Source organism: uncultured Nostoc sp. (genome assembly GCF_964247315.1).
GTDB lineage: Bacteria > Cyanobacteriota > Cyanobacteriia > Cyanobacteriales > Nostocaceae > Nostoc.
In genome coordinates, this window is the sequence record NZ_CAXTTT010000071.1 from 9082 (window position 1) to 33150 (window position 24069).

The 24069-nt window shown below is 41.3% G+C and carries 23 protein-coding genes; 10 read left to right on the forward strand and 13 right to left on the reverse strand.

The window, feature by feature from the left end:
- Positions 1-355 precede the first annotated feature (355 nt).
- The gene (locus tag ACFE93_RS20635) at positions 356-2011 is read right to left on the reverse strand and encodes a B12-binding domain-containing radical SAM protein (protein WP_375475721.1); all 1656 of its coding nucleotides are present in this window, start codon (positions 2009-2011) and stop codon (positions 356-358) included.
- Positions 2012-2350: 339 nt separating this feature from the next.
- Between ACFE93_RS20635 and ACFE93_RS20640 the strand changes: the two genes are divergently transcribed.
- The 4 genes from ACFE93_RS20640 (at position 2351) to ACFE93_RS20655 (ending at position 6282) form a co-directional block, all read left to right on the forward strand.
- Positions 2351-3970, forward strand: a complete 1620-nt coding sequence (locus tag ACFE93_RS20640; RefSeq protein ID WP_375475723.1) for a cyclic peptide export ABC transporter — start codon at positions 2351-2353, stop codon at positions 3968-3970.
- A 59-nt stretch (positions 3971-4029) separates the two neighbouring features.
- The gene (locus ACFE93_RS20645) at positions 4030-4260 is read left to right on the forward strand and encodes a DUF6737 family protein (protein ID WP_375475725.1); all 231 of its coding nucleotides are present in this window, start codon (positions 4030-4032) and stop codon (positions 4258-4260) included.
- Between the two features lie 130 nt (positions 4261-4390).
- Complete coding sequence (locus ACFE93_RS20650) at positions 4391-4621, forward strand: hypothetical protein (RefSeq protein WP_375475727.1); 231 nt, start codon at positions 4391-4393, stop codon at positions 4619-4621.
- 449 nt (positions 4622-5070) lie between these two features.
- Positions 5071-6282 (forward strand): diguanylate cyclase domain-containing protein, encoded by a 1212-nt coding sequence (locus ACFE93_RS20655; RefSeq protein WP_375475729.1) that lies wholly within the window; start codon positions 5071-5073, stop codon positions 6280-6282.
- A 438-nt stretch (positions 6283-6720) separates the two neighbouring features.
- Here ACFE93_RS20655 and ACFE93_RS20660 read toward each other — a convergent pair whose 3' ends face one another.
- On the reverse strand, positions 6721-7311 hold the full coding sequence (locus ACFE93_RS20660; protein WP_375475732.1) for a thioredoxin family protein: 591 nt from the start codon (positions 7309-7311) through the stop codon (positions 6721-6723).
- A gap of 200 nt (positions 7312-7511) precedes the next feature.
- Positions 7512-9422 (reverse strand): acetate--CoA ligase family protein, encoded by a 1911-nt coding sequence (locus tag ACFE93_RS20665; RefSeq protein WP_375475734.1) that lies wholly within the window; start codon positions 9420-9422, stop codon positions 7512-7514.
- 329 nt (positions 9423-9751) lie between these two features.
- On the opposite strand from ACFE93_RS20665, the gene ACFE93_RS20670 reads away from it, so the two are divergent.
- Complete coding sequence (locus ACFE93_RS20670) at positions 9752-9955, forward strand: hypothetical protein (RefSeq protein ID WP_375475736.1); 204 nt, start codon at positions 9752-9754, stop codon at positions 9953-9955.
- Positions 9956-10320: 365 nt separating this feature from the next.
- Entirely contained in the window at positions 10321-11175 is an 855-nt protein-coding gene (locus tag ACFE93_RS20675; RefSeq protein WP_375475738.1) for a cyanophycinase, read from the forward strand.
- Positions 11176-11544: 369 nt separating this feature from the next.
- On the opposite strand, the gene ACFE93_RS20680 is transcribed toward ACFE93_RS20675, so the two are convergent.
- From ACFE93_RS20680 to ACFE93_RS20720, 9 genes are all read right to left on the reverse strand, one after another.
- The gene (locus ACFE93_RS20680; RefSeq protein ID WP_375475740.1) at positions 11545-12459 is read right to left on the reverse strand and encodes a M23 family metallopeptidase; all 915 of its coding nucleotides are present in this window, start codon (positions 12457-12459) and stop codon (positions 11545-11547) included.
- Between the two features lie 294 nt (positions 12460-12753).
- Positions 12754-13158 (reverse strand): hypothetical protein, encoded by a 405-nt coding sequence (locus ACFE93_RS20685; RefSeq protein ID WP_375475742.1) that lies wholly within the window; start codon positions 13156-13158, stop codon positions 12754-12756.
- 272 nt (positions 13159-13430) lie between these two features.
- Positions 13431-14438 (reverse strand): phycobilisome rod-core linker polypeptide, encoded by a 1008-nt coding sequence (locus ACFE93_RS20690; RefSeq protein ID WP_375475744.1) that lies wholly within the window; start codon positions 14436-14438, stop codon positions 13431-13433.
- Positions 14439-14785: 347 nt separating this feature from the next.
- Complete coding sequence (locus ACFE93_RS20695) at positions 14786-15124, reverse strand: CpeR family transcriptional regulator (RefSeq protein WP_375475746.1); 339 nt, start codon at positions 15122-15124, stop codon at positions 14786-14788.
- Entirely contained in the window at positions 15118-15747 is a 630-nt protein-coding gene (locus ACFE93_RS20700; protein WP_375475748.1) for a chromophore lyase CpcT/CpeT, read from the reverse strand. Before ACFE93_RS20700 ends, ACFE93_RS20695 begins: the two co-directional genes overlap by 7 nt.
- A gap of 99 nt (positions 15748-15846) precedes the next feature.
- Complete coding sequence (locus ACFE93_RS20705) at positions 15847-16383, reverse strand: phycobiliprotein lyase (protein WP_375475750.1); 537 nt, start codon at positions 16381-16383, stop codon at positions 15847-15849.
- A 201-nt stretch (positions 16384-16584) separates the two neighbouring features.
- Positions 16585-17343, reverse strand: coding sequence for a phycobilisome rod-core linker polypeptide (locus tag ACFE93_RS20710; RefSeq protein WP_375475752.1), 759 nt, complete (start codon positions 17341-17343; stop codon positions 16585-16587).
- Positions 17344-17817: 474 nt separating this feature from the next.
- Positions 17818-18681, reverse strand: coding sequence for a phycobilisome rod-core linker polypeptide (locus tag ACFE93_RS20715; RefSeq protein ID WP_375475754.1), 864 nt, complete (start codon positions 18679-18681; stop codon positions 17818-17820).
- A gap of 797 nt (positions 18682-19478) precedes the next feature.
- The gene (locus ACFE93_RS20720; RefSeq protein WP_375475756.1) at positions 19479-20060 is read right to left on the reverse strand and encodes a phycobilisome protein; all 582 of its coding nucleotides are present in this window, start codon (positions 20058-20060) and stop codon (positions 19479-19481) included.
- 181 nt (positions 20061-20241) lie between these two features.
- On the opposite strand from ACFE93_RS20720, the gene ACFE93_RS20725 reads away from it, so the two are divergent.
- Both ACFE93_RS20725 and ACFE93_RS20730 read left to right on the forward strand, forming a co-directional pair.
- Positions 20242-20904, forward strand: a complete 663-nt coding sequence (locus ACFE93_RS20725; RefSeq protein ID WP_375475758.1) for a HEAT repeat domain-containing protein — start codon at positions 20242-20244, stop codon at positions 20902-20904.
- Between the two features lie 317 nt (positions 20905-21221).
- Entirely contained in the window at positions 21222-21422 is a 201-nt protein-coding gene (locus ACFE93_RS20730; protein ID WP_375475760.1) for a hypothetical protein, read from the forward strand.
- Between the two features lie 168 nt (positions 21423-21590).
- On the opposite strand, the gene ACFE93_RS20735 is transcribed toward ACFE93_RS20730, so the two are convergent.
- The gene (locus tag ACFE93_RS20735; RefSeq protein ID WP_375475762.1) at positions 21591-22415 is read right to left on the reverse strand and encodes a pentapeptide repeat-containing protein; all 825 of its coding nucleotides are present in this window, start codon (positions 22413-22415) and stop codon (positions 21591-21593) included.
- A 115-nt stretch (positions 22416-22530) separates the two neighbouring features.
- Between ACFE93_RS20735 and ACFE93_RS20740 the strand changes: the two genes are divergently transcribed.
- A complete protein-coding gene (locus ACFE93_RS20740; RefSeq protein ID WP_375475764.1) occupies positions 22531-23109 on the forward strand; it encodes a phycobiliprotein lyase in 579 nt (192 codons plus the stop codon).
- Positions 23110-23256: 147 nt separating this feature from the next.
- On the forward strand, positions 23257-23991 hold the full coding sequence (locus tag ACFE93_RS20745; RefSeq protein WP_375475766.1) for a 15,16-dihydrobiliverdin:ferredoxin oxidoreductase: 735 nt from the start codon (positions 23257-23259) through the stop codon (positions 23989-23991).
- Positions 23992-24069: the final 78 nt, after the last annotated feature.

A 24069-nucleotide genomic window follows, 5' to 3' on the forward strand; every position in this document is an offset into this window, starting at 1 on the left:
TGCAGAGGGACGCATTGCCATTGCCAAATTTAATTCGCTACGAATTAATGAAATGCTGTACTAAGTAGTGACAGTCACATCTAGGATTCATATTTGATTTTTTAAATATATGTAGGGTGCGTTACGCTACGCAATAACACACCCTACACATACTTAGATTGTTTCATAAATCAAATCGGATTCTATAGCAATGGTGAAATAGGACTTTTAGCTAGCTTTGATAGTCAATTTTTTCCAAAATATCTAAACAAAGCCTTAGCCCTATTTGCAACAAACTTCGGCTGTATTATACGTGAGCTATCAAATTTAGATGTAGCACTTGTAGCAACCGATGATTAGTACCTAATATTGACAGTTAACTACGAACTTTGGTAAGGATTTTTTGAGAATAAAACGAAGCTGATTCTTCGTTTTTGGCACAATCTTGGGCGAACTTAATTAAATGGTGTCCGACAAGTCCAACGTGAACCAAGTTTTCAATATTACCTGCTTTCAGTGCTGGCTTGGCCATTTTCCAAAAAGTTTGACGATAGTTACTAAATATGCCTATCCGCAACAAAATATTAGATAAATAAGTTAAACCTTTGCGAATATTAGCCGCAGAAGTCCGAGCTGGGCTGTTAGGTATTTCGATGCGGTTTGGATAGGTGTGTTCCATGTTGTAAGCAAACCGCTCATATAAAAATTCTGGCTCATAAGCAGTTGTGATGCAGCGCCGCCACATTTCGACAACTTGCTCGTAGGGCATCAAAAACTCAACATTTGATTCGCGGCTTTCATCAAAGAGAAGTCGCCCTTCTGCTTCTAACCTGCGCCATAAAGGAGTTCTCGGTAGTGCATGAAGTAGGTTAATTGTCAACATGGGAATTTGCGATGCCCGAATAAATTCGATAATTCGGTCTGCTGTTTCTGGTGTATCTGTATCTAACCCGATGATGATTCCTGATACTACTTCCATGCCATAGCTATTTAAAACCTGAATTGCTTTTAAGATTGGCATACTCAAGTTTTGGTCTTTGGAAATCGCATGGAGAGCATTTGGTTCAGGTGTTTCGATCCCGCAAAATATTGTGCAGAAATAAGCTTCGCGCATCATCTCTAGCAGCTTTGGACTTTGAGCTAAGTTCAGCGTTGCTTCACAGGCAAACTGGATGGGGTAGCCATTGCGTTTTTGCCAGTCAATCAGATGAGGAAGCAACTTCATAGCGGCGCGGCGATCGCCAACAAAGTTATCATCGACAAAATACACTGCCCCCAAATTGCCAGATTGTCGCATTGCATCTAACTCGGCGACTACTTGCTCTGGTGTTTTCATCCGGGGACTGTTGCCATAGAGTTCAGGAATATCACAAAACTCGCAGCGATAAGGGCAACCACTAGAAAACTGGACATTTGCCAAGAAATAATCATTGATATTCAGCAAATGATACGCTGGAGTGGGAAACTCTGTTAAAGGGAGACGTTCCTTGGTTTCAAAGCGAATTTGCGCTTGGGGACGTTCTTGGTTTTGGTCGAGATATTCGATCATGCGATCGCTTGCATCTCCCAATTCACCCAAATGTAAAATGTCAAACTCAGGATAATATTCTGGACACCCAGATACCGTGGGGCCACCAACAACAGTAATTTTACCGGCTCGATGGGCAAGTTCGTTAATTTGATTAATCTGTGGTTTCTGGATATGCATTCCACTGACAATCACCACATCAGCCCATTGATAATCAGCCCTCGTTGCTGATTTGACATTTTCATCAATAAACCGGACTTCCCATTCTTTGGGTAAGTAGGCAGCCACAATTAAAATACCTTGGGGTGGCATAAAAGCCCGGACATTACCCATGAGTGGGTAGGCGTAATGAAAAGTACCAAAGGAGCGGCTGTACTTGGGAAAGATACACAGAATGCGTCGATGGTGCGAAGGAACGTAGCGGGTTCCTTGAGTCACAGGAGCGGTTTTGGAATCGCCCGTTAGATTAATTTGGTTCTCTAAAGACTTTAAATTCACAGTCATCGCAAATTTCACCCTGGAAAACTGAGCAGGTAATTTGACAGTTTATTGAGATAATTAGCTGTAATTCCAACTAGCTTACCAAAGAAAGGTAGGAGGCAGAAGGAATTAGGAATGTATTTTTGCTCAAAGCAAAGTCTTAATGATTATAAATGGCCCCATCTTGCCTTCTGCCTGATTCATCGTCATATTTTAAGGGGAGTTTAACTGGTAAAATATAAAATCTACCCTAGCAATGCAAATTTAATTGGTTGGCAAACAACTATCATGGAAATCGCGCATGGGACATAAAAAGAGAGATTTTCATTTTTTGTTGTATCCAACTGGGTATAGGCATTTGTCATGAATTTGATTTACTTTCTTTTGCGTTCTTCGTGGGGGATGGTAGCGATCGCGATCGCTACCGGATTTTTGAGTGGCGGTAGTAGTGCTGGTTTGATTGCCTTAATTAGTCATGCTGCAAGTAGCGGTGGTGCTTCTCGCCTGACATCGATAATTTGGGGTTTTGCGGGGCTGGCAATAGTTGCATTAATTACCAGTATCATTTCTCAAGTGATGCTGATTCGTCTTTCTCAGAATGCAGTCTTACAATTACGGATGCGTTTAAGTCGCCAGATTCTCGCTTCTGAATTGAGTCATCTAGAACGCTTAGGGAATCCTCGATTATTAGCAACTTTAACAGAAGATATTCAGGCGGTTGCTAATGCTGTTTATCAGATGCCTTTCATTTTTATTAATTTAGCGATCGTCCTGGGTTGTATAACGTATATAACCTGGCTTTCTTGGTTAGTATTGTTGATGATTTGTGGGATTTCAGTAGTTGCGATCGCTAGTTGTCAGTGGCTACTCAACAGAGGCGGGCAATTGCTGGCTCTAGCTCGTGAAGATGAAGATCATCTGTTTAAACATTTTCGCACCATTACCGAAGGAGTTAAGGAACTCAAACTAAACTACAAGCGGCGTGAAGACTTTTTAGAAGAAAAGCTGCAATCAACTGCTAACGAATTTCGTCATCACAACGTTAACGGTCTAACCCTTTTTGCCATAACTTCAAGCTGGGGTCAACTCATATTCTTTTTTGCCCTCGGTTTTGTATTGTTTATACTGCCTAATCTGCTTACCATCAATCCCAAAACTCTCTCTGGCTACATTTTTACTTTCACTTATTTGGTGTTACCAATGGATAACATCATTAGTAAACTTCCTCTCTTAAGCAAAGCCAGCATTGCTTTACAAAAAATTGAGTCACTGGGTTTATCTTTAGCTAGTCGAACTGAAATATCCACTGTTCCACCTGCTCTTAAATCTGACTGGCACAGCTTAAAATTTAAAAGTGTCACCCACACTTACTACACAGAGCAAGAAGACAATAGCTTTATTTTTGGCCCCATTGAATTGACACTGTATCCTCAAGAATTAGTCTTCATTGTCGGCGGTAATGGTAGCGGTAAATCTACATTAGCCAAACTAATTACTGGGCTTTATGTCCCAGAAGACGGCGAAATCTGGTTTGATGACGAGTTAATTAGCGAACCGAATCGAGAATGGTATCGCCAGCATTTTTCCGTGGTATTTTCCGACTTTTATTTATTTGAAGAACTTTTGGGATTAAAAAATTATCACTTGGATGCTCAAGCGACAAAATATTTACAACAACTGCAACTAGACCATAAGGTGAAAGTTGAAAATGGACAAATTTCTACAACTGCTCTTTCTCAAGGACAACGGAAACGGCTAGCTTTACTCACAGCCTACTTGGAAGATCGACCAATTTATCTATTTGATGAGTGGGCAGCCGATCAAGATCCAGTATTCAAGAAAATATTCTACACTCAACTTCTCCCAGAACTGCGATCGCGGGGTAAAACAGTGCTGGTGATTAGCCATGACGATCGCTATTTTCATTTAGCAGACCGAATTATCAAACTTGACTATGGAAAAATAGAGTACGATAAAACTTAATCTGTCAAAACAATTCATAATTGTTAAAAGAATATTTGGAGTTTGACTAAATAAAACTAATGTCTGAACAAAAGCCCATAAATCCTTGGAACTACAAACCTTGGTGGTGTCAACCCTGGTCTATAATTCTCACAGGTGTAACACTGATTGGTGGTAGCTGGTTACTATTTAAAACTATCTGGCTAACAGTTCTCGTTTCCATCCCTATAGGAACGTGGATGGTATTTTTTGTGTTGTTTTGGCCACAACTAATGATTCGCAGTGGAATTTTGGAGTCGTATAAAGAGTAGTTTGAGCTTGATGTAATGCTGGAAATTAGTCCAGGTAGAGAAAATTATTACTTGTAATAAAATCTATCAATGTAGCGACTGTCTTAAAAGTCAAGCGTAGGCGTAGCCCGTCGTAGACATCGCTTTGTTTGTGGAGATTTATGAAAGCGATGGCACCTGTGTACTCGATCGCGGTGCGACAAAGTTTGAAGTACTCCAACACGATTTTGGAGTACCTCAACACGATTTTGGAGTACCTCAACACGACTTTGGAGTACTTCAACACGACTTTGGAGTACTTCAACACGACTTTGGAGTACTTCAACATGATAAGTCTTTAACCGAACATGATATAACCGGACATCGTATCATCTCTGCGTAGACGTGCAGAGATGAGCAATACTGTGCTGCAAAGTTAAGCGATCGCTCAAGCAAATTGTGATATGATATCCGGTTTAACACTTGTCATTGCCTTCGCTCTTAGCGTTCCCGAAGGGTACGAAGTGAAGCAATCACAAAACCTCTGCGATTGCTTCTCTACGAGACAGCTTTGCAAACGCTCCACTTCGTTGCGCTCGCAATGACAGATCGTAAGTGATTTAGCGGACTTGATATGAGAAGAATTTCTCCAAATCGGTTTCTAACCCTCAGAACTTATGTATGTATAAAAAAATATAGTATCGAAATATTAATCTATAATGAAGAACTCTAACAATATAATAAGTTTTGATTGTTTTTGGCTAAAATTGATATTTTTCAAGCTGCCTTTGGGCAAAAGACCTTGTAAATATCTAGATACTTAGGGAATTTGCACAGGGAAAGTTAGGTGACATGAACAACAGAGCAAACCAAAGGCATGAAGAACATCATGTAATACAATATTTCTGTAGATTCAACCGAATGTTGATTTTCGTTGCAGAGATGTTAATGTTACGCAGCCTTGTTGCTGGAAAGGTAATGCTGCGGTTGTTCCAAAATTTCCAGCGTCCTAGACTTTCCTGGTTAAGGCTTAGACACTCATCTGTGAAAATCCAAGCTGTTCCTCTACCTGACAATGAAGCAGAAAGGCTCAAAGCATTGGCGGACTACAATATGCTAGATACCCCACCCGAACAAGCATTTGATGACCTAACTGCTATTGCTGCCTACATTTGTAAGACTCCCATTGCTTTAATTAGCTTAATTGATGGTGATCGCCAATGGTTTAAATCTAAGGTTGGACTAAAAAGTAGCGAAACACCCAGAGATTGGTCTTTTTGCTCCCATGCCATTCTTCAACCAGAGAATATATTAGTGGTTCCCAACGCCATTAAAGACGATCGTTTTAATAACAATCCCTTAGTCAAGCGTAATCCCAAAATTCGTTTTTATGCTGGTGCCCCTCTAATTACGCCTGATGGTCTTCCAATTGGGACATTGTGTGTTATGGATACCATTCCTCATCACCTAAGTTACCAGCAGTTAGATGCACTGCGCCGCCTAAGTCGTCAGGCGATCGCTCAAATGGAACTCATTCAGGAAGTTCGTAACCGCAAACAAGCAGAGATCGAAGGAAGACAGTTATTGCTGACTGATGAACTAACAGGTTTGTATAACCGACGTGCTTTCTTGCTGATGGCTACACAGCAGTTGAAAATTGCTCACCGCATGAAAGTGTTTTGCTGGGTTATGTTCATTGATTTAGATGGACTAAAACAGGTTAACGACACCCTTGGTCATGACATGGGAGATGCCTTGATTATTGATGCTGGTCGATTACTTAGGCAAAGTTTTCGGAACTCAGATATTGTTGCCCGTTTGGGTGGGGATGAGTTCATTGTTTTCATCTCTAGCTACTTTAAGGACGCTGATAGTATCCAAGCGCGTCTACAAACAAATATCGCCAACTTTAATCAACAGCAAAACCGTAGCTATAAACTTTCGATGAGTATCGGCATAGAGCGTTACTCACCAGAGAGCAATATGTCACTAGAACAACTAATCACTAGGTCTGACGAATTAATGTATACTCAAAAACGTCTCAAGCGGCAATCTTTTACATGAATCATCTTGTCTGAAGATTAAGTAAATAAGAGTAGTGCTGATAAAAATCGAGATTCGTTATTGAACATCAGATATTAATCTATTAAACAACTAGTAAGCGTAGGTTGGATTGAGGAACGAAACCCAACATTATCAAGACTTTGTTGGGTAACGCTTAAGCTAAACCCAACCTAGTAGCACGGCAAGCTTAATTTATTGGGTTGAGTAATTCTGTTAATTATTGAATTTTGGTTTTCCTAAGTTTTTGAAACCCAACATTTTAAGCATGTCGCGCTACTACTATTCTTCCCAACCCAAGCGTATTGGGTTTAATTCTCCTTCTCCCAACGGGAGAAGGTAACGCCAACGTATATAATGTCGAAAGTTTTAGTCTGGATCTAAATCCCATTAAATAACAGTCTTTAATTACGAATTACGAATTACGAATTACGAATTATTTTAATTTACCACCTGGCTGCCATGACTACGGGGATCATCTTGATTCGCCGTTGGTGCGACTGGGGCTGAAAATTTGGAAACTTTGCCGCTAGCTTGGGCGTAAGGGAGAGAGGAACCAGTAACCAAAGCTTCTAAGTTACTAGCCATAATCGTCCGGGGTTGATCGCCGATCGCTTGAGCTACGGTTTCCCCTTGCTGATTCAAAAATACAAAATGGGGAATCCCATCCACCCGATATCTCAGCATTTCCGGCAACCACTTGGTATTATCTACATTCAGCATCACAAAATTCATCTTGTCAGCATACTCTGTTTCTAGTTGAGTAATATCTGGCGCCATTTTTTGGCAGACAGTACACCAATCAGCATAAAACTCTACTAGAGATGGTTTGCCGTTGCTGACGGCTACTTCTAATGGTGTGGAAGTCTCGCTTAACTTGCCTAGAGTTGCTGAGGTTGTTTCAGTTCGCAATCCTAAGACGAGGGAAACGCTAAGAGCGATCGCTACCATTACAATTAAGAAGTTTCTCAGACGCTTCCCGAATGTGGATTCAAGTTTTTCAGGAGAATTAACAGGTGAATCAGTACTCATAACAGCATTATTAAAACTTAATTAGGCAATTTCTTCTTTAGTTTAGCTGACTCCAGGCACTCTATAATTTCTCTAACTTTGGAAGCTTGGATTGGAAATTGGGCATGGGCACAAGAGGAAGAGGGGCAAAGGGGCAGAGGGGAAAGACTTATTACAACTTCTCCTCTGCTCCCCAATCTCAAAGCGCCTATTTACTTAACTCACAAAATCACTCCAGTTTCCTTTAAATAAACCCGTGTAAATGGTTCATCTTCACCCAAAGTATAATCTTCAATTAACCCTTTGCGACGAATAGAAATATCGTTACCTTTTCTAATTACCACAGTCGAACCATCGAAAACATCCCGCACCAAAATCATCTCCGTTTCGGTGGGATTATCCAAAACTACGATATTACTATTCTGGTAAAATACGCCCTGTTCTTCGAGGATTTCTTCAGGGTACTCGGCAATTAGCAAATCAACTTTGGGATGACGCAGCAAAGTTTGGACATTACTGTTGTAATCTTTGCTTAATACTTTTTTCGAGCGATTCACAAAAACGGCATCACGACAAACAGCACCTATTGTCAAGTTGGGATTTTGCAAAAGGATATGGTCAATCGTTGCTTGCAGGTCTTCAACAGAGATTTTGTTAAAGGTAATAATTGGTATCCTGGCATCTGTACCCGACTCAAAAAAGGTTTCTAAAATATGAGAGGGCACATCAACACTTTCACCAACAGAAGGTTTAAGATGCATTAAAACGCCTGGTGCAGCATTGATTTCCAGGATGGCAAAGTTACTGGACTTCCAAGATTCTGCAAGACTTTTGGTGATAACATCAATTCCCAGGCAAGTTAGCTGAAAATGTTGGGCAATATCTTGCGCCAAGATAATATTGTCATCATGAACTGTTGAGGTTGCATCAATGCTCATACCTCCGGCGGAAAGATTGGCGACTTTACGCAGATAAACAGTGCGTCCTTTCTCAATCACGCTGTCTAATGATAAGCGCTGTTCTTCTAGGTAGAGTTCCATCGCTTCATCGATCTGAATTTTACTCATTGGCGAAGTTGGCGTATCTAAACGTGCAGGTTTGCGGTTCTCTTGGCGAATTAACTCTGCAAGCGTTAAGTACCCATCACCAACAACTGATGCGGGACGGCGTTCTGTGGCAGCGACGAATCGACCATTGACACACAGCATACGAAAATCCGATCCTGAAATACTTTTCTCAACAATTATTCGGGTTTGTTGATTTTCGGGAATCGCTGCTACTGACCGATTATAAGCAGATATCAGTTCTTTTGAGTCTTGTACATCAGCCGTAACGCCAATTCCTTTGTGACCTACCACTGGCTTAACTGCCACTGGGTAGCCAATTTCTCTTGCTGCTGCCAAGGCTTCTTTCTCGGAAAAGACAATACTACCTTCAGGTACTGGGAAACCCAAGGTTTTCAAAAATGCCTTACAATCATCTTTGCGGGTAGTAAACTCCGAATCTAGATGGCTATCACAATTAAATGTTGTTGCTACCCCCCGGACGTGTTTTTTTCCCAAGCCGTATTGCATTAATCCTTCTTCCCACAAATAAAAGGCGGGAATACCTTTCTCGTAGGCTGTTCGCAATAGGGCGTAAACTGTGGGGCCACCATAGACAGATGCGCGAAATCTATCTTGTAACCTCACCAGTTGCTCATCAAAGGCAAAGTCTTCGTCTTGGGTAATGGCTTCAAACCAATCCCAAACAAAGTAGATTACCTCTCTAGTTGTGCGTTCGTGTAGTGATTGGATGCTAATCCGCGTCAGATTTGGATATGGCTTAACACTCCAGCGATTAAGGTGTAAATCCATGTCCAATTTTCCGGCTTCGGACACAACTTGGGCAAAGAGATGGGCATAAGATTCGTAGGTTTGATCGCGAATATTTGGATAGCGATCGCCAATGCTGGCAATATAATCTTCAATGGGCAAAGGCTCTCTAGAGTCAATTAGAGCAAAATCAAATACTAGTGCCCCTACATCTAAATAAGGGTTGGGGCCTAGGTAATGCTTGAAGTTGAAAATATCGAATACATCCGTTCTTCTAGCATTAATGCGGACTAATTCACTGCTTTTTTGTAGAACCATTGATTACAAACCTTCGGCTAAACACCCTGAAATTTTAATGCTGAGTTGTAGTTACTCAGACTTACTGATTGTAGATTGACTCAAGTTAATTTTGGAGAGTGATGGCTTTGCCACTGAGCTAATCAGAACCCACGCTAACTCTATTACTAAGCATTTTTAACTATCTTAAGGCATAATTTAATCCCCTTTCTTCTGCCAGCAATCAATAACAGTCTATTCATCCTCCTGAATAATCAAAGATATAACCTTTGAAAGGTGCAACACTCATCCAAGAATTGTATAAATAAATATAAGGCATTAAAAAGACAGCATAAGAAAACAGCAAAGTTATGAATAGCACACAAGCTGCTCTAAGAGATGAAATTCGAGAACTTGCTGATGAAGCTTTTCACCAAAAGCTGATCTCTGGACATGGAGATGGGGCAGACATAAATGAGTATCAAATTGTCTACCAAGGCAAACCCAGGCATCTCCCACTAGAACAAGCACGTTTTTTCTTAACTAACTTGCTTAACAGAAGTCAGGTTGATTAGGACTTGCCATTAGATATCTATTTGCATCTAGCTAGGGCCAATACCAATTACTTCACATCGCCCAATAAATCTCTCTCTAATCGACAATTAGCAATATAGCTAACAATGCCTCTAGAAAATACTTCTAGAGGCAGTTGACGTTGTGAATTTTATTTAGTAAATGGAAAATTATTTAATTTTTCATAAAAGGATTTTGGTCTAATTGCGATGTCTAACGACAAGCCGTTTCTCTACGAGACGCTTTGCGAATGCGTCTACGTAAATGTTAACCCTACTTTTATCAAGTAATCTATCAAAGGGATGATTTGATACATTGAATTGTCATGTTTTAGTGATATTTATTAACTCAAATCCAGGGGGGCATCATGGTGGAAAGTAATATCAAAAGGCAGTTAGTAATTATTGGGGGAGCCGAAGATAAAGAGGGAGATTCCGTAATTTTGCGGGACTTTGTACGACGCGCTGGGGGTACAAAGGCATATATTGTAATTCTGACAGCAGCCACAGAACTACCAAGAGAAGTAGGAGAAAATTACATCAGAGTGTTTGAGCGCCTGGGAGCGGAAACTGCTCGCATCATTGATACAGAAACCCGTGAAGATGCATCTTCATCTACTGCATTGGAAGCTATTAGTAAAGCAACTGGGGTATTTTTTACAGGGGGAGATCAAGCTCGTATTACCAACATCCTCAAGGACACCGAAATTGATGCGGCGATTCACAAACGGTTCTCTGAAGGTGTAGTGATTGCAGGCACAAGTGCCGGAGCTGCTGTGATGCCAGACGTAATGATTGTGGAAGGCGACTCAGAAACACATCCTCGGATTGAAACTGTCGAAATGGGCCCAGGTTTGGGATTTTTACCAGGGGTAGTAATTGACCAGCATTTTTCCCAACGGGGACGCTTGGGACGTTTAATATCAGCTTTGATACTGCAGCCTGCTGTCTTGGGATTTGGGATTGACGAAAATACCGCTATGGTAGTGATAGATAACCAAGTTGAAGTAATTGGTGAAGGTGCGGTTACGATTGTTGATGAATCAGAAGCTACATATAACAATATGGGCGAAATTTTGAAGGATGAGTCTTTGGCGATTTGTGGAGCAAAGCTTCATATTTTGCCACATGGCTTCAAATTTGACCTAAAAACTCGTCAGCCTATCCTAAATAATGGCTCTGTACCAAATGGCTCTCAACCACTTGCTTCAGTTAACACTTAACTTTTAACAAGTGTATTTAAACTGAAAGTTTTATTGAACAGAATTCAGGAGTCAGGAGTCAGAATTCATTCTGAATTCTATACAACTGGCGGATAGTGCAGCGTCAAACCTTCTTTTCTCCCAAAGGGAGACGCGGCCTATAGAGAGCATCTTGATTCTGAATTTTAAATTCTGAATTCTGCATTCTTCTTCAACTAATCGCTGTAATACCCCCTGCCTCAACCTTTTGTAGGCAGGGAATATCAAGCAGTTCAGAACTTGAGTATAAGCGAAATCAAGTCTGCGTGGTAACTAAGTTTTTAACAATCTGGTATAAAAAAGAGTGATATTTAAAATAACCATTTTCACCAAAGTAAGGTAGAAAGAATATCAAGGCGATTTCGTTAAACTATAAAAACTATCAGAACGAATCTGACTGCCATTTCGCCAAACTTCCACTTTTTCTGGAGTGACTAAATAATAAAAACTCCCATTATCTGCTCGATATCTGCTTTTACCAATATTCAAAGCTGTTATTTTTATAGGCTTGCTTGAGTCTTGCTTCAATTGCCCAATATAAAATAACTGACCATTTTCTTCACAGACTTTTACACGAATGCTTGCTGTCTCACCTTCAATGATGGTAACTCCATTGCATTTAGTATCAGCGCTTACAGGTGCAAAACCTATTGGAATTGGCTGTGAAGGTGAAACTTGATTTGCTGCGGGGGGTGGCGAGACTGGGCGGTTCGGGTTATCCACTTGCTGAACTTTAGAACCAGAGCCAACACTTGCAGTTACGGATGTTAACAAACGAAGGGGGTCAACTGCTACTCGACCATTGGGATGAACTTCAAAGTGCAGATGAGGTGCTGTACTATTGCCTGTAGATCCCATCTCGGCAATAATTTGACCTTGAATGACCTGTTGACCTTTGCTTACCAACAAACGGCGATTGTGGCCATAGACAGTAGTGCTGCCGTCGAGATGTTTAATAGTTATGGCATTTCCTAATCCCCAATTATCCCAACCGGCTTTGACAACTGTACCGGATGCCGCAGCAACAATAGGAGTTCCAGATGCTCCTGCAATATCAATTCCTTCATGTTGATATTTGCGGAAGCCTTGAGAAATAAACCCTTTAGTTGGCCAGATTAAGTTAGAAGTAGGGATAGGAGTTTGCCCAATTGGGGAATCGCCTGCCAATTGTGTTAAGGCAGATGTAGCTGTACTTAATATAGTGGTTAAAGATATTAACCCAATTAGTCCATAAGTACGGTATCGATAAGCAGTAGCTTTTTTCATAAGTTGCAAGTCTATTAGAACAATAATTCAGACACTTTCTGATTATTTGTTGTTTCAAGCTTACTCGCAAAATATCAGGAAATCTTTAGTGAGTTTGTAGCTTTCTAGCTTTTTAGATTTTGAATTCACCAAAGAGGTCTTATATCAGGCTCGGTCAATCACTTAGATTACCGCATCTGTGCAAAAATCCCAAAAGCCTCTTTGCCCTCAGCAAGAACTGCGGTCTAAATGATAAGTCTTTAGCCGGACACGATATTAGTTTTCCCTCATACTTGAATGAAGTTTTAATAAATCCTATGGTTGCAATGCAGATTCAATTTTTTTCATTTCATTATCTAGATATGCTAGTTTCGCCTTTTCATCAAAAATTTGCTGTTCTAATTGAAACTTTTTAGCTGCATCAGTTTCAGCTACTAAAGCGTGACGCAACTTAGATAATTTTTGATGGCACAGATCCCATTCTGCCTGAAGTGTTTCTAGTTTATGCTGCGATCGCCACGAGAAAAACTTGCCATTGCACGGGGTGTAAACTAATAATGGTTCCAATTGCGCTTCAGCTAAAGGTTCAGCAAAGGTTTCCACCAAAGAAGCGAGGCGAAGAATTTCTGTCTTGTCTGTAGAATTGAATTCTGAGGCTGTTAGCTTGGAGTTGACTAAATGCCCGTGCAATTTGCTCGACTGCCTTGCCAGGTTTAGCATACGCTAGTGCTGTCCAATGTTGAGCCTGGGCAAAGTCTCGAACAACTAGTAGATAAGGTTTTGAGTTGAGCATTGAGCAGGCTTAGGATCAACAGTGTCAGCTTATTAATATAGGTCTAAGGTCAAGTCAAGGATTTTAAAAATAATTTCCCGTATATTTCACATAGGGAAAGAGTTTCAAATTTTACTAAAGTAGTTAATTTTTTCGCATTGAAACGGCTGGGTGAGTTAAACTTGCCTAACCCACCCGATAAAACTAAACAGTAGGGAAATTAGCCATTAAAAACGCGACTGCGCCACTTATTCAACCGGGCTTCCCCAATTGTGGCAGACCGTCGAGCATCAGCAACTTGCTCTTGCAAAGCTGCAATCTGTTTTTCTTGGGCGTCAGCTTGCTGTTGCAAAGATGTATATTCGCCTGTGCTGGTCGGGGAACTGGAAGACTCCCAACTACTAGTAAATTTTGTTGTCCCAATAGTGGCAAATGGTCGTAAGTCTGCCAATTGTTGTTGCAAAGTTGCAATCTGGCTTTCTTGCTCTTGAATCTTTTGCCGCAAGCTTTCTTCGGCTGCTGTGGAAGCTGCAATAAAGGTATTAACTGGAGCAGCAGTTTCTGACTTCGGCTTGAATACTTCAGCCAGCAATGCACTAATATCCGTGAGTTTCTGTCTACCGTAAGGAGCGTTGGTAATTAGCGATCGCACCAGTTGAGGTTCATTATTCGTTGCTAAGTTCTTATCACTGCTAGAGTTGCTCCGCACCAGTTGTAACATATTGGTAAATTCCAATATCTTTTTGCCCGTTTGAGTTTTATAACCCCGATAATATGGCACTATGTTCTCGCCAAAGGCATCTAGATACTCGTCGCTATCAAGATAAGAATCAATATCTGCCTCAAAACCTTTCTCATCTAGAATGTTGCTGTGATGTATCGTCTCGGAGTAGTCATCGGGAGCGCGACCCAGCAGGTGCTTAAAGTTCAGTTCAATTGCCCGGTAGCGATAAACGTTATCAAAAAATCTGGAGCGATATAACTCTGATTTGGCAACTTGACGCACAAACTCACGGATATCGATTATGCCTTGCTTGAGTTGGGATTCTGGAACTATGAGCCGCTCACTTTCCATGATGTAGGCATTACCCAACACTTGCCGATAAACTGCCCGAATTACAATTTCAATGTCTTCAACTGAAGCAGTACTCCACAGTTCGATGGGTTCTATTTGGGGAAATGCTTGATATTGGCGTCGTCTGGTTTCTTCGTCTAAGAAAATCTGCATAGTTGGGTTATTGTGGGTAAGAGTGACTAATTTATCAAGTAAAAATAAAATTTCTCTAGTAGGGTGGCAATACTAAATAGCAAAGCCATAACAAGCCCTACTTAAGATTTACTAATTACTGATTACTGATATTAACTTATCAACTTTTGGGGAGTTTTTTAGTTACATTTTCTAACAAACTTAGACGGCTAACTGTTAATAACTAACAGCTAATGATGATAAAAAAATTAGCAATTAGACATTAACAATTAGCCGCCAACCCCCTTGGGGAGTATTTAAAATTCAAAACTTAATTTTGAATTGCAGTGTAGACGCCTGTCAGAAAAATTTCTACAGGATAGTAACTCTCAAGCACGCTCATCAAATCTAGTGTAGAAACCACCGTATTTTATCCAGTATTGTTTCAAATTATGATGAGGCGTATGTAAACTGGCTTTTGCCTGATATAAAATAACTTGGCGATGATCGCCCATCCAAATTTTATTAATCGGGTCAACGGATATTACTGTTCCTCCTAAAGAAGCAACGCATTCAGAGAATCTCTCAATCGTTGTGTATTCTAATGTCTCGAATATAAAAAAGTTACCCGAACAAATCAAGTGGCGGCTGCGAATCCAGCAGCGCATCTTTTTTTCAGCCAGTGGAGGCAACATTTTGGTTTTAATAGATTCAAGCTGAATCAACATAATGCGCTCACCGCAGGTAATTCATCAGCAAAACTTTGCCGTTTTTCAAATTGTAATGGGCCAGCAGTAGATCCCCATATTTGCTTGTGGGTTTCAATATCCATACCTTTATCTAGACTTATCCAAGTACGCTCGGTTACTTCTACTTCGCTGACAAGATATGTCTGGCATCCATTGCGTTTAATCAGACATTGATTGCCTGGTTCCACACTACCTCGAAACATTTCACCTTCTCGTTGGAAAACCATTGAACAGTGATAACGCCGTTCGATGCTTTCTGGGGTGATGGTTTTGAGGATATCTAATTCACGAGCTGCACCTGCATAAAGCATCTGGTCTTTCAAGCTGTAATTTTCGATATAAATGCGATCGCCCCAATCGACAACTCGATGTACTCCTTGACGATAGGGTGTCCATAAATCGTGGTCATAAGCTTGTTCAGAATAGAAACCGATGCCAGAAAAAAATTCAATCGGTAAAGGACGGAAAAAAATGTGAATGTGGGCGTAAAGTTGCGGATTTGCAAAAGATTGCTTGTAGTTGCTAAAATCTCCTGCCATCCAACAGGCTAAGGTGAGCAAATCGCTAGCGTTGGTGCTAGATTCGCTGGGCGCTATCGTCACGTCGCTTCGCTCCAAATTCAAAATTCAAAATTCAGACATTACAATCCCCATAAATAAATTTAGGAGCTTGTATCCTTTTATGTTTTAACCTGATATTTGCTAATTGGTTGAACTTGACAAAGAGCGAATCTCTGAAGAAAAAGAAGCTGTTGTCACACCCTTACCATCACTGGTTTTAATCATCGCTACCCGAAATCGGAGATTTGGATTAGCAAACCAAATTCGCTCCTCAGCAGCAGCGAGTTCATACTCTGTTAGCAGGGTAAAAATACCATCGTCACTCAGATGATATTTAGCCACTGCTGGAATTGTTTCAGCGTACCCTTTGTCCCGCAGGAGTTTTCCTCTAGAAGGATTTTCGACATCGGGAATTGGTACTAGCACACTACTGCCAGAGATTGGTTTATCGTCCCAGTCTGACTCACCTTCCCAAGTCATCCGAAAGGGGTGAGTAATACTGGCGGGTTCAGTGTTATGCAATTGACAGATTGCTACCACCGCTGGATCGTTGGTAGATAGAGACTCAATGTCAATGTTAGACAATACTTCTTCAAAGTGGGCGAATGCTAAATGATGAGCGCTACGCTGCGATCGCCATCGTCCAATTGAAAGTTCAAAAAATTCAGTAATTTCCATTAGAAAAGTGATTTTAAAAAAGTAGCTTAAAATCCAAGACATATCTTGGTTAAAAAGTTATTCTCCTAGTCTATATGTTAGCCTCCCTGACCACAACTGGATTTGGGAGTGCTGAGTTAGGAGTACAGACGCGATTAATCGCGTCTGTTTGTTTTCTTTTGTGCCCTTGTCCCTACTCCCCACTCCCTTACTTAGACAAATCTAAGCAACTTCAGTGATACTGATAATTTTGCCGCCTGTACGATGAATATTTTGCACTTGTCCAGACAGTTGGTTGTAGTTAACTACATATTCCAGGTTGCCCAGACGAGTACGGAGATTACCTGCACCTTTGACAACCTTAATCAAAAAGCGTTTGTCGGTGCTGCTGACACTAGAACCAGCGGCGGGAGGCTTGATGGATGTGGGTAAATTGGAACCGATATCACCGATCAGTTTGGCTTTGCGATCGCCATCACTGCTAGCGAATCCTCTGACTAAGCTAAAGGTGCGGTTAAAGGTAACATTCTTAATTCCTATTTGGGAGCTTGTGCTGCGAACATAAGGAACAATATTCTCCCCAAAATTCTGCTGATATTCCTTGCTATCAATATAGGATTCGATCTCAGCATCATAGCCCTGTTCGTTGTAGATGCGGACGTGTTCGGAAATTTCTGCTTGATCGGCAGGAGGACGCCCTAGTAGATGTTTGAAGTTCAGTTCAATGAACCGATACTGGGAAGAAGAGTTGAAAAACAGGGATTGATAAAGTTCTGATTTCGCAACGGTGTTGACGAATTCGCGGACGCTGATTTTGCGATCGCGCAATTGCGATTCAGCAGTGGCTAGTCGCTCACTTTCCAACAAGTAAGCATTACCCAAAACCTGTTTGTAAACTGCCCGAATCAGTGTTTGTAATTCACTTTCGCTGGTGTTGGGACGCAGTTCAATAGTCGGTGAATCAATAGCCCAAAGTGACATTGAAGTATCTCCTAAAAAACGCTAATTAAATTAAATTTTCGAGCATCCTACCCCTTGTAGAGGTAGAATTGCCTATCAGTTGTCAGTTATTTTTGCTACTGACTAGCTTTTGTAAAACTTTAGTTTGTAAAAGTGTGTTAAATGTCTTCGGATATCACAACCAACGGCGGAATTGGTCAAACCCTAGATTAGCGATCGCTTTGGCTAACTTTTGAGCGATCGGGATTTACGGAAACAATAGCCGAAAAGAATGATTTTTAGGTAAGGGCAGTTGATCTAGGCGCATACTCCTAGATCGAGGCAAGCTACGCAAAGCGTCTTGCACAAAAGTGGCTTGCCGCAAGGTATTGCCTTTGAGCGCGTGTAGCTTTGCATAAATCCCAGAACGAGCGACACTGGGGATTAAAGACTAGAGACTAAGTACAGGGGAAATTATTTTTCAATCCCTAATCTCTAATCCCCAATTTCTATTCTTTAGTTTACAGGGGTAATACTGGCGATCGTACCGCCCTGTTGGTGAATCCGCTGATACTCTTGTGAAAGCTTATTATATGGTACGAAAAAGACTTGGTTACTACGGCGATATTTGGAAATGTTATTTACCACATTTGCCTTGTAGCCAGTGACTTCAATCCGGTAGACCTTACCATCATCACCAGATCCTACACCTTGACGAGTACGAGGAGTAGATGTTGGGTTGCGGAATGCAGCACCCTTGCTGGCTGGTGAAACCACAGGGGTAGGCGTGCTTTGAATTAGCAGACTGTTTAATTTTGGTTGTTTACCAGCTAAGTCACCTTTGAGGCTGCTGCTAGAGGAACCACGTACCAGTTGGAATAAGTGGGTAAACTGAACCAAACTCTGGATAGCTTCGGTTTTGTAGCCCCGAATATAAGGGACAATGCTTTCCCCAAAAGTTTCTTGATATTCGTCGCTGTCTAGATAAGAATCAATCTCACCCTCAAAGCCCTTTGTATCCAGAATAGTTCTGTGTGTACGCGTTTCTTCTAAATCCAATGGCGCACGACCAAGGAAATGTCTAAAATTTAATTCAATCGCCCGATAGCGAGGGGTGCTATCAAAAAACCGCGAACGGTAAAGTTCCGACTTCCCGGCTTGACGCACAAACCCGCGAACGCTAATTTCACCCCGTTTGAGTTGGGATTCAGCAACGGAAAGCCGCTCACTCTCCATTACATAAGCGTTACCTAGAACTTGCTTGTAGACAGTTCTAATTACGGTTTCAACATCCTCATTAGAGCGATTTGGCCACAGATCAATGGGATCGCTGTCTTCAAACAGAGCGACCCCTAATCGTGATGCTGGTCCAAAAGCCATTCAAACTATCTCCCAGTTAACAACTAAATTTTATGAGAAGGATATTCAGCAGATGTTAAAAAACTTTACATCATTTGACAAAGGAAAAACCATAGAGACTTTAAATCCTTATTAGTCGATTTAAGTTTTTGCATCGTTATACCCTTATACATTCTGATATACATTCTGATATACATTCTGATACGATGCCAAAGCCATATTTATTAAAATTTGTTAAGTGAAATAATACTTTAGAGAAATTTCAGCTTTTTTTTAGTATCTGATTGGTGATTGGGGTACAAGCGATGGTAAGGGGATATTCGCTTGAGCAAGAGTATTAATCGTGTTGAGTCAAGGAGTGATAATAGCTGTCAAAAAAAGGTTGCAGAATAAGCCCATCAATTTATTGATGGGCTTGATATAAGGACGCTGTTAACCTCTCTTTGCCAATCTAGCTTGCAATGCCAATGCATCGCCTTACAATACGATTGCGTCGTCTTACAATGCCAATGCATCGGCTTACAATGCGATTGTATCGACCTGCAATGCCAATGCATCATTTTACAATGCGATTGTGTCGTCTTACAATGCCATTGCATCGGCTTACAATGCGATTGTGTCGTCTTACAATGCCAATGCATTGTCACTTACTTAAGCTTTCTTGCGTCAAATACATCTGTGCCCCTACCGTGTCTCGTCGTATATTGCATCCAAACGAGATGCGCTATAGTCTAGCCACCTTTTTGCCCACAGCACCATTCACTCAACCAAGTCCTCAGCTAAACTAGACACTTAGATTCAGAACTTTTTACTTAGGACTACTGAATTTGGAAAGTAGCCAGTCGGCTGATTAAATGATCAAAATAGGGAGCAAGAGTTTCTTGCTGATTGGCTTGACACTGGTTTAAACTAGCAACCTTTATACTTTTTAAGCCTAAGATCATCGCTTCGATTGGAACTTGTAATTCCTGATAAAGTAAGTTCATATAGTACAGTCCTGTCGAACTGGTATACTCAGTGTGGCCACCTGCGATGCCATAGGTAATACAGCGAAGAAAATGCCAAAAATCTCGCCAGCAAGCTTGGGCGCGTTCAGGTGGATAAAGACCACCTCCAGGCTGGATAATTTCGGGATAAGTTGCCAAAACTTGTTCCCTAGATTCATCAACGATTTCGGCTGCGCGATCGCGTAATAACACAGCAACAGGAATCAAGGCTGAATTATCCGGTGACAAGCTTATAATCTGCAATAAATCTTCGTCGCTCAGATACCGAAAAGCATCATCCGCAGCTTGAAATATTTCGATCGCTGCTTTTGGATGGGACTGTTCCCACTCAGCAAAGCTGACAATTCTAGCTTTGGCGATTAATTCTTTAACGGTTTCGCTTAATTGAGTCATTGATTTGGGGGATAGGGGATTGGGAGGGAGCAGGGGACAAGGGAGACAAGGGAAACAATGGGACAAGGAGGATAACTAATCCCCAATGCCCAATCCCCTTAGATTCAATTTTCTTAGAATGCGATCGCCATTTGGTGACATCTGTAAAATAAAGTAAAGAATAGCTGTACTAAATGCACTTATGGAAATCCATAAAATCCAAACTGAACTGAAGAACCCAGATTTTCACTATCGTTTGAAGGCGATCGCTGCCCTCAAAGATTATGAATCAGAAGTTGCAGTTCCTCTGCTTACCAGTAAACTTCATGACTCAGAATTTTTGGTGCGTTCTTTTGTGGCTAGGGGTTTGGGTAATCAACAATCGGCGGAATCTTTTGCGGCTTTGATGCAAATTATGAAATTTGATGATACTCCCAACGTGCGGGCTGAGGCGGCAAATTCTTTATCGCTATTTGGCAGAGTCGCAGTTTCTCATCTAGTTTTAGCATATTATCAGGATGACCACTGGCTAGTTAGGCGGAGCATTTTGGCTGCGATCGCTGAAATGGATTGCCCTGAAGAACTATTTGATATATGCGTTCAGGGTTTAAAAGATGAGGATTTCACAGTTCGGGAATCTTCTGTTGATGCACTTGGCTTACTGGCTAATTCTAACCAACATGCTGCGGCATTATCCCAACTACTAACGTTGGTGAATGATGAATCTTGGCGGATGCGCGTGCGAGTTAGCTATGCTCTCAAACGATTTGACAAACCAGAAGCCAAAGCAGCCCTGAACCAACTCAGACAGGATGAGGATCACCGAGTTGTCGGAGCTGCTTTAGAAGACCTGTTGCCACAATAGCAGCGTGGGTTTGTTCAAAATAATAAAAAGGAGTCAGGAGTCAGAATTCAGAATAGTCTACCCATAAATGGATAAAGTTTTAATAAGAAAGAAATTTTAAACTTTGTTTCTCCCATGAGGAGCTAGGTTTGAAATCAATGTTCATCTAAATATAATCGCACAGAATTTATGCTGAATTCTGGCTTCTAAGTTCTTTTTGATAAAACTTATCAGAGAAAGAGTAAATATTTGATTTTACCTTAAATTTTACCAAATTATCCGGTAATTTACCAAAATATGGAATAAAAGATCAACTTTTTCTAGATGAGGAAGCATTTGTGACTGATATCCAAACGGGTCAAATGACTTGGCGACTACCAGGTTCCTCAGAATGTGCCTTGCATTTGCGGCATAATGCTTCGGAACCTTGGCGATCGTATAAAGAATTTCCACAATATGTCCTGCCCGATCCGCCCAGTTTTTCCGAAGGGTACGCGACATTTTTAGCGCTCCAAAAAAAGAACTGGCAGCCGTTGTAAACTCACTACAGAACAATTGGTCAAACAATTTTGGATTTGGGGTCGCACCTTTAGTGCGTTGTTAGCGCAAATGGGATTTTGGATTTATTTCGCCCACAAGGAGCGCGGCTTGCATCTAAAATCGTTCGACTGAGCGTAGCCGAAGTCTAAAATCTAAAATTGGCACGGTCAAGCACTCAAACTTTCACGAGTTGTTGTGCGGGTATAGGCGTTCCAAACGTCGAGTTCTGAATGTGGACGGCTGGAAAGCATGGCTTTAGTTGCTTCTGTGAGTCCTTGAGCAAGAGTAAAATCTGCCCCAGCGATACTTAGAAGATTCTCCATCTCTGCATCACTGAGATCGGTTGCTCGTAGGTCTGTATCCCGCAAATCGGCTCCTGTCAATCGAGCATTTCGCAAGCAAGCCCCTGTCAAATAAGCTTTTGTCAAATCAGCGCCGCTCAAATAAGCACCTTGCAAATTGGCTCCTGTTAAGTCAGCACCACTTAGGTAAGCTCCACGCAGATTAGCACCTTGTAAATCTGCATCTCGTAAAGAAGCTGTATTGAGAAAAGCACCATTGAGATTAGCACCCGGCCCTACCGCTCCAGAAGCTTTGTAGTTATATTTTTCGGGCCATCTCGTTTGTGAATCATAACGCGCTACTTGGAGTTTGGCTGCCTCCAAATTTGCACCACTGAGATTTGCTTGTTGGAGATCAGCACGGTTTAAATAGGCTCCCTGTAAATTAGCCCCACTCAAATCGGCTCCTCGCAGATTAGCGCCTCGTAAATCAGCCCCACTCAAATCGACATTACTTAATGCTACCTCACTGAGGTCGGCTCCTAGTAGCTTGGCTTTACTCAAGTTAGCTTGTCGTAAATCGACTTCCCTTAGATTGAATTGGTACAAATCTACCGAATCCACAGGGATTCCTTTTTTGAGGGCTGTTAAGATTTCTGGAGTTAGACTGGGGCGAACACTTGTAATAAGTTGAATTTCACTATTTGTCATCAGCTGATTAAAATATCACTTTTGGAGTTATTCTACACTTTAGCTAAATCGGGACTTCATCTGATCACTCAGTATTAATAAAGCCAAAATTTGATAAAACGAGGTTTCAAAACAGATGCATATAATACCGCCTTTGACAATGATCGACTTCTTCGGTAAAAGTGAGGGTACATGGTTTACGGAACGCGCCGTTCATCATTTTGACTCGGCGGCGGATGAGTCGGGGGAGTCGAATTTGATTATAAAAGTTATAGAAAAGGACGATCCGAAAGTCCAAGAAGTTTGTAAAGCCCAAGGAATAGATCCTAGTAAAGCAACAAGCGGTGCTAGCTTTGCATGGCAGGCTAACCTAGATACCAGGCTACCGAATACCGATAATGCTGCGATTTTGGTTGATGTTCCCGACGAAACGAGGCGTTCTGGAAAACTGATTCGCAACCAAGGCTATGTTGAGAGCATTCCGGTTGTGAGCCGATATCGGTTTGCTGATGATGGAGTGCTGACGATTGATACTAACTATGACAATAATCAAGGTCAGGAACGTTGTTGGTTTGTTACGGATGATTTTCGTGTCAGAGTCAGTACCGTGCGAATGATGAACGGAATCAACTTGATGACTTATTGTTCCGAGCGTCGCTGTGTTTCCCAAGAAGTCTTGGAGCAAATGATCGGTCGCAATCATGCTAGGCGTTAGTCGGGAGTGGGGAGATGAGGGAGAATAACTAATGCCCAATGCCCAATCCCCCATGCCCCATTAAGGAATGTTGCTTTGTTTCTAATAAATGAGACGTGCATGATTGCCATCACTTATTTTCATGCAAGGGTTAATAAATCATGCTCCATGTATAAGCCTTTCCTGGAATTTTTAGAAAAAGAGCTATTTCAGCGGTTTGATTTACAAAGTAGGGTCATTCCCCCTGGTTTGGAATTCAAAGTTAGCGATCGCGGCAGAAACCCAGCAACTATTCGCAGTTGGTGTCACCAATGTCAAGAGTTGCGAAAAATTCGCTATACCTACATTGATGCTGGGGAAAGCGCTCAAATATTTAACAGCGTGATTTATCCCAGTCATCACTATGATTTACCTTTGTTAGGGATTGATTTTTTATCCTTTGGAAAAGTCAAAAACCTGATTGTGCTTGACTTTCAACCTTTATTTCAAGATGAAGATTATCAAAAAAAATATATAGTTCCGCTAAAATCCCTTCATGATAAATACCCGGATTTGGCACAAAACTTAGAAATGAAGTTTTATGATGCCAACCAGTATTTTTCTAAATACCTATTGTTTGCCAAAACTGACCCTGAAACAGTGGCAACGCGAGTCTTTGAAGCTTTTCAGGATTATTTAAACTTGTATTGGCAAATGTTAGCAGATGCCAAACCGCTCCAAGACCCTGAAGATATCCAGCGGATTGTCAAAGCCCAAAAAGACTATGACCAATATAGTGCAGACCGTGATCCAGCATCTGGTTTGTTTAGCAGTTACTTTGGTCATGAATGGGCAGAGCACTTTCTCCATGAATTCTTATTTGAAGATGCTGTTCCCCTAGCAGTTAGTGGCAGCAAAAGATAATCGGCAGGAGGCAGAAAGCAGGAAGCAGGGGGCAGAAGTTTTTAAATTTTGAATGCGTGAATTTTGAATTCGGAGCAA

Bases quoted from the DNA above. Each gene is read 5' to 3' on its own strand.
- ACFE93_RS20680 (WP_375475740.1), bottom strand. From the start codon at position 12,459: ATGAAAAAAGCTACTGCTTATCGATACCGTACTTATGGACTAATTGGG.
- ACFE93_RS20705 (WP_375475750.1), bottom strand. From the start codon at position 16,383: ATGGAAATTACTGAATTTTTTGAACTTTCAATTGGACGATGGCGATCG.
- ACFE93_RS20635 (WP_375475721.1), bottom strand. From the start codon at position 2,011: ATGACTGTGAATTTAAAGTCTTTAGAGAACCAAATTAATCTAACGGGC.
- ACFE93_RS20685 (WP_375475742.1), bottom strand. From the start codon at position 13,158: ATGCTAAACCTGGCAAGGCAGTCGAGCAAATTGCACGGGCATTTAGTC.
- ACFE93_RS20745 (WP_375475766.1), top strand. From the start codon at position 23,257: ATGTATAAGCCTTTCCTGGAATTTTTAGAAAAAGAGCTATTTCAGCGG.
- ACFE93_RS20720 (WP_375475756.1), bottom strand. From the start codon at position 20,060: ATGACTCAATTAAGCGAAACCGTTAAAGAATTAATCGCCAAAGCTAGA.
- ACFE93_RS20715 (WP_375475754.1), bottom strand. From the start codon at position 18,681: ATGGCTTTTGGACCAGCATCACGATTAGGGGTCGCTCTGTTTGAAGAC.
- ACFE93_RS20740 (WP_375475764.1), top strand. From the start codon at position 22,531: ATGCATATAATACCGCCTTTGACAATGATCGACTTCTTCGGTAAAAGT.
- ACFE93_RS20690 (WP_375475744.1), bottom strand. From the start codon at position 14,438: ATGCAGATTTTCTTAGACGAAGAAACCAGACGACGCCAATATCAAGCA.
- ACFE93_RS20695 (WP_375475746.1), bottom strand. From the start codon at position 15,124: ATGTTGATTCAGCTTGAATCTATTAAAACCAAAATGTTGCCTCCACTG.
- ACFE93_RS20645 (WP_375475725.1), top strand. From the start codon at position 4,030: ATGTCTGAACAAAAGCCCATAAATCCTTGGAACTACAAACCTTGGTGG.
- ACFE93_RS20660 (WP_375475732.1), bottom strand. From the start codon at position 7,311: ATGAGTACTGATTCACCTGTTAATTCTCCTGAAAAACTTGAATCCACA.
- ACFE93_RS20735 (WP_375475762.1), bottom strand. From the start codon at position 22,415: ATGACAAATAGTGAAATTCAACTTATTACAAGTGTTCGCCCCAGTCTA.
- ACFE93_RS20725 (WP_375475758.1), top strand. From the start codon at position 20,242: ATGGAAATCCATAAAATCCAAACTGAACTGAAGAACCCAGATTTTCAC.
- ACFE93_RS20665 (WP_375475734.1), bottom strand. From the start codon at position 9,422: ATGGTTCTACAAAAAAGCAGTGAATTAGTCCGCATTAATGCTAGAAGA.
- ACFE93_RS20670 (WP_375475736.1), top strand. From the start codon at position 9,752: ATGAATAGCACACAAGCTGCTCTAAGAGATGAAATTCGAGAACTTGCT.
- ACFE93_RS20640 (WP_375475723.1), top strand. From the start codon at position 2,351: ATGAATTTGATTTACTTTCTTTTGCGTTCTTCGTGGGGGATGGTAGCG.
- ACFE93_RS20675 (WP_375475738.1), top strand. From the start codon at position 10,321: ATGGTGGAAAGTAATATCAAAAGGCAGTTAGTAATTATTGGGGGAGCC.
- ACFE93_RS20655 (WP_375475729.1), top strand. From the start codon at position 5,071: ATGAACAACAGAGCAAACCAAAGGCATGAAGAACATCATGTAATACAA.
- ACFE93_RS20710 (WP_375475752.1), bottom strand. From the start codon at position 17,343: ATGTCACTTTGGGCTATTGATTCACCGACTATTGAACTGCGTCCCAAC.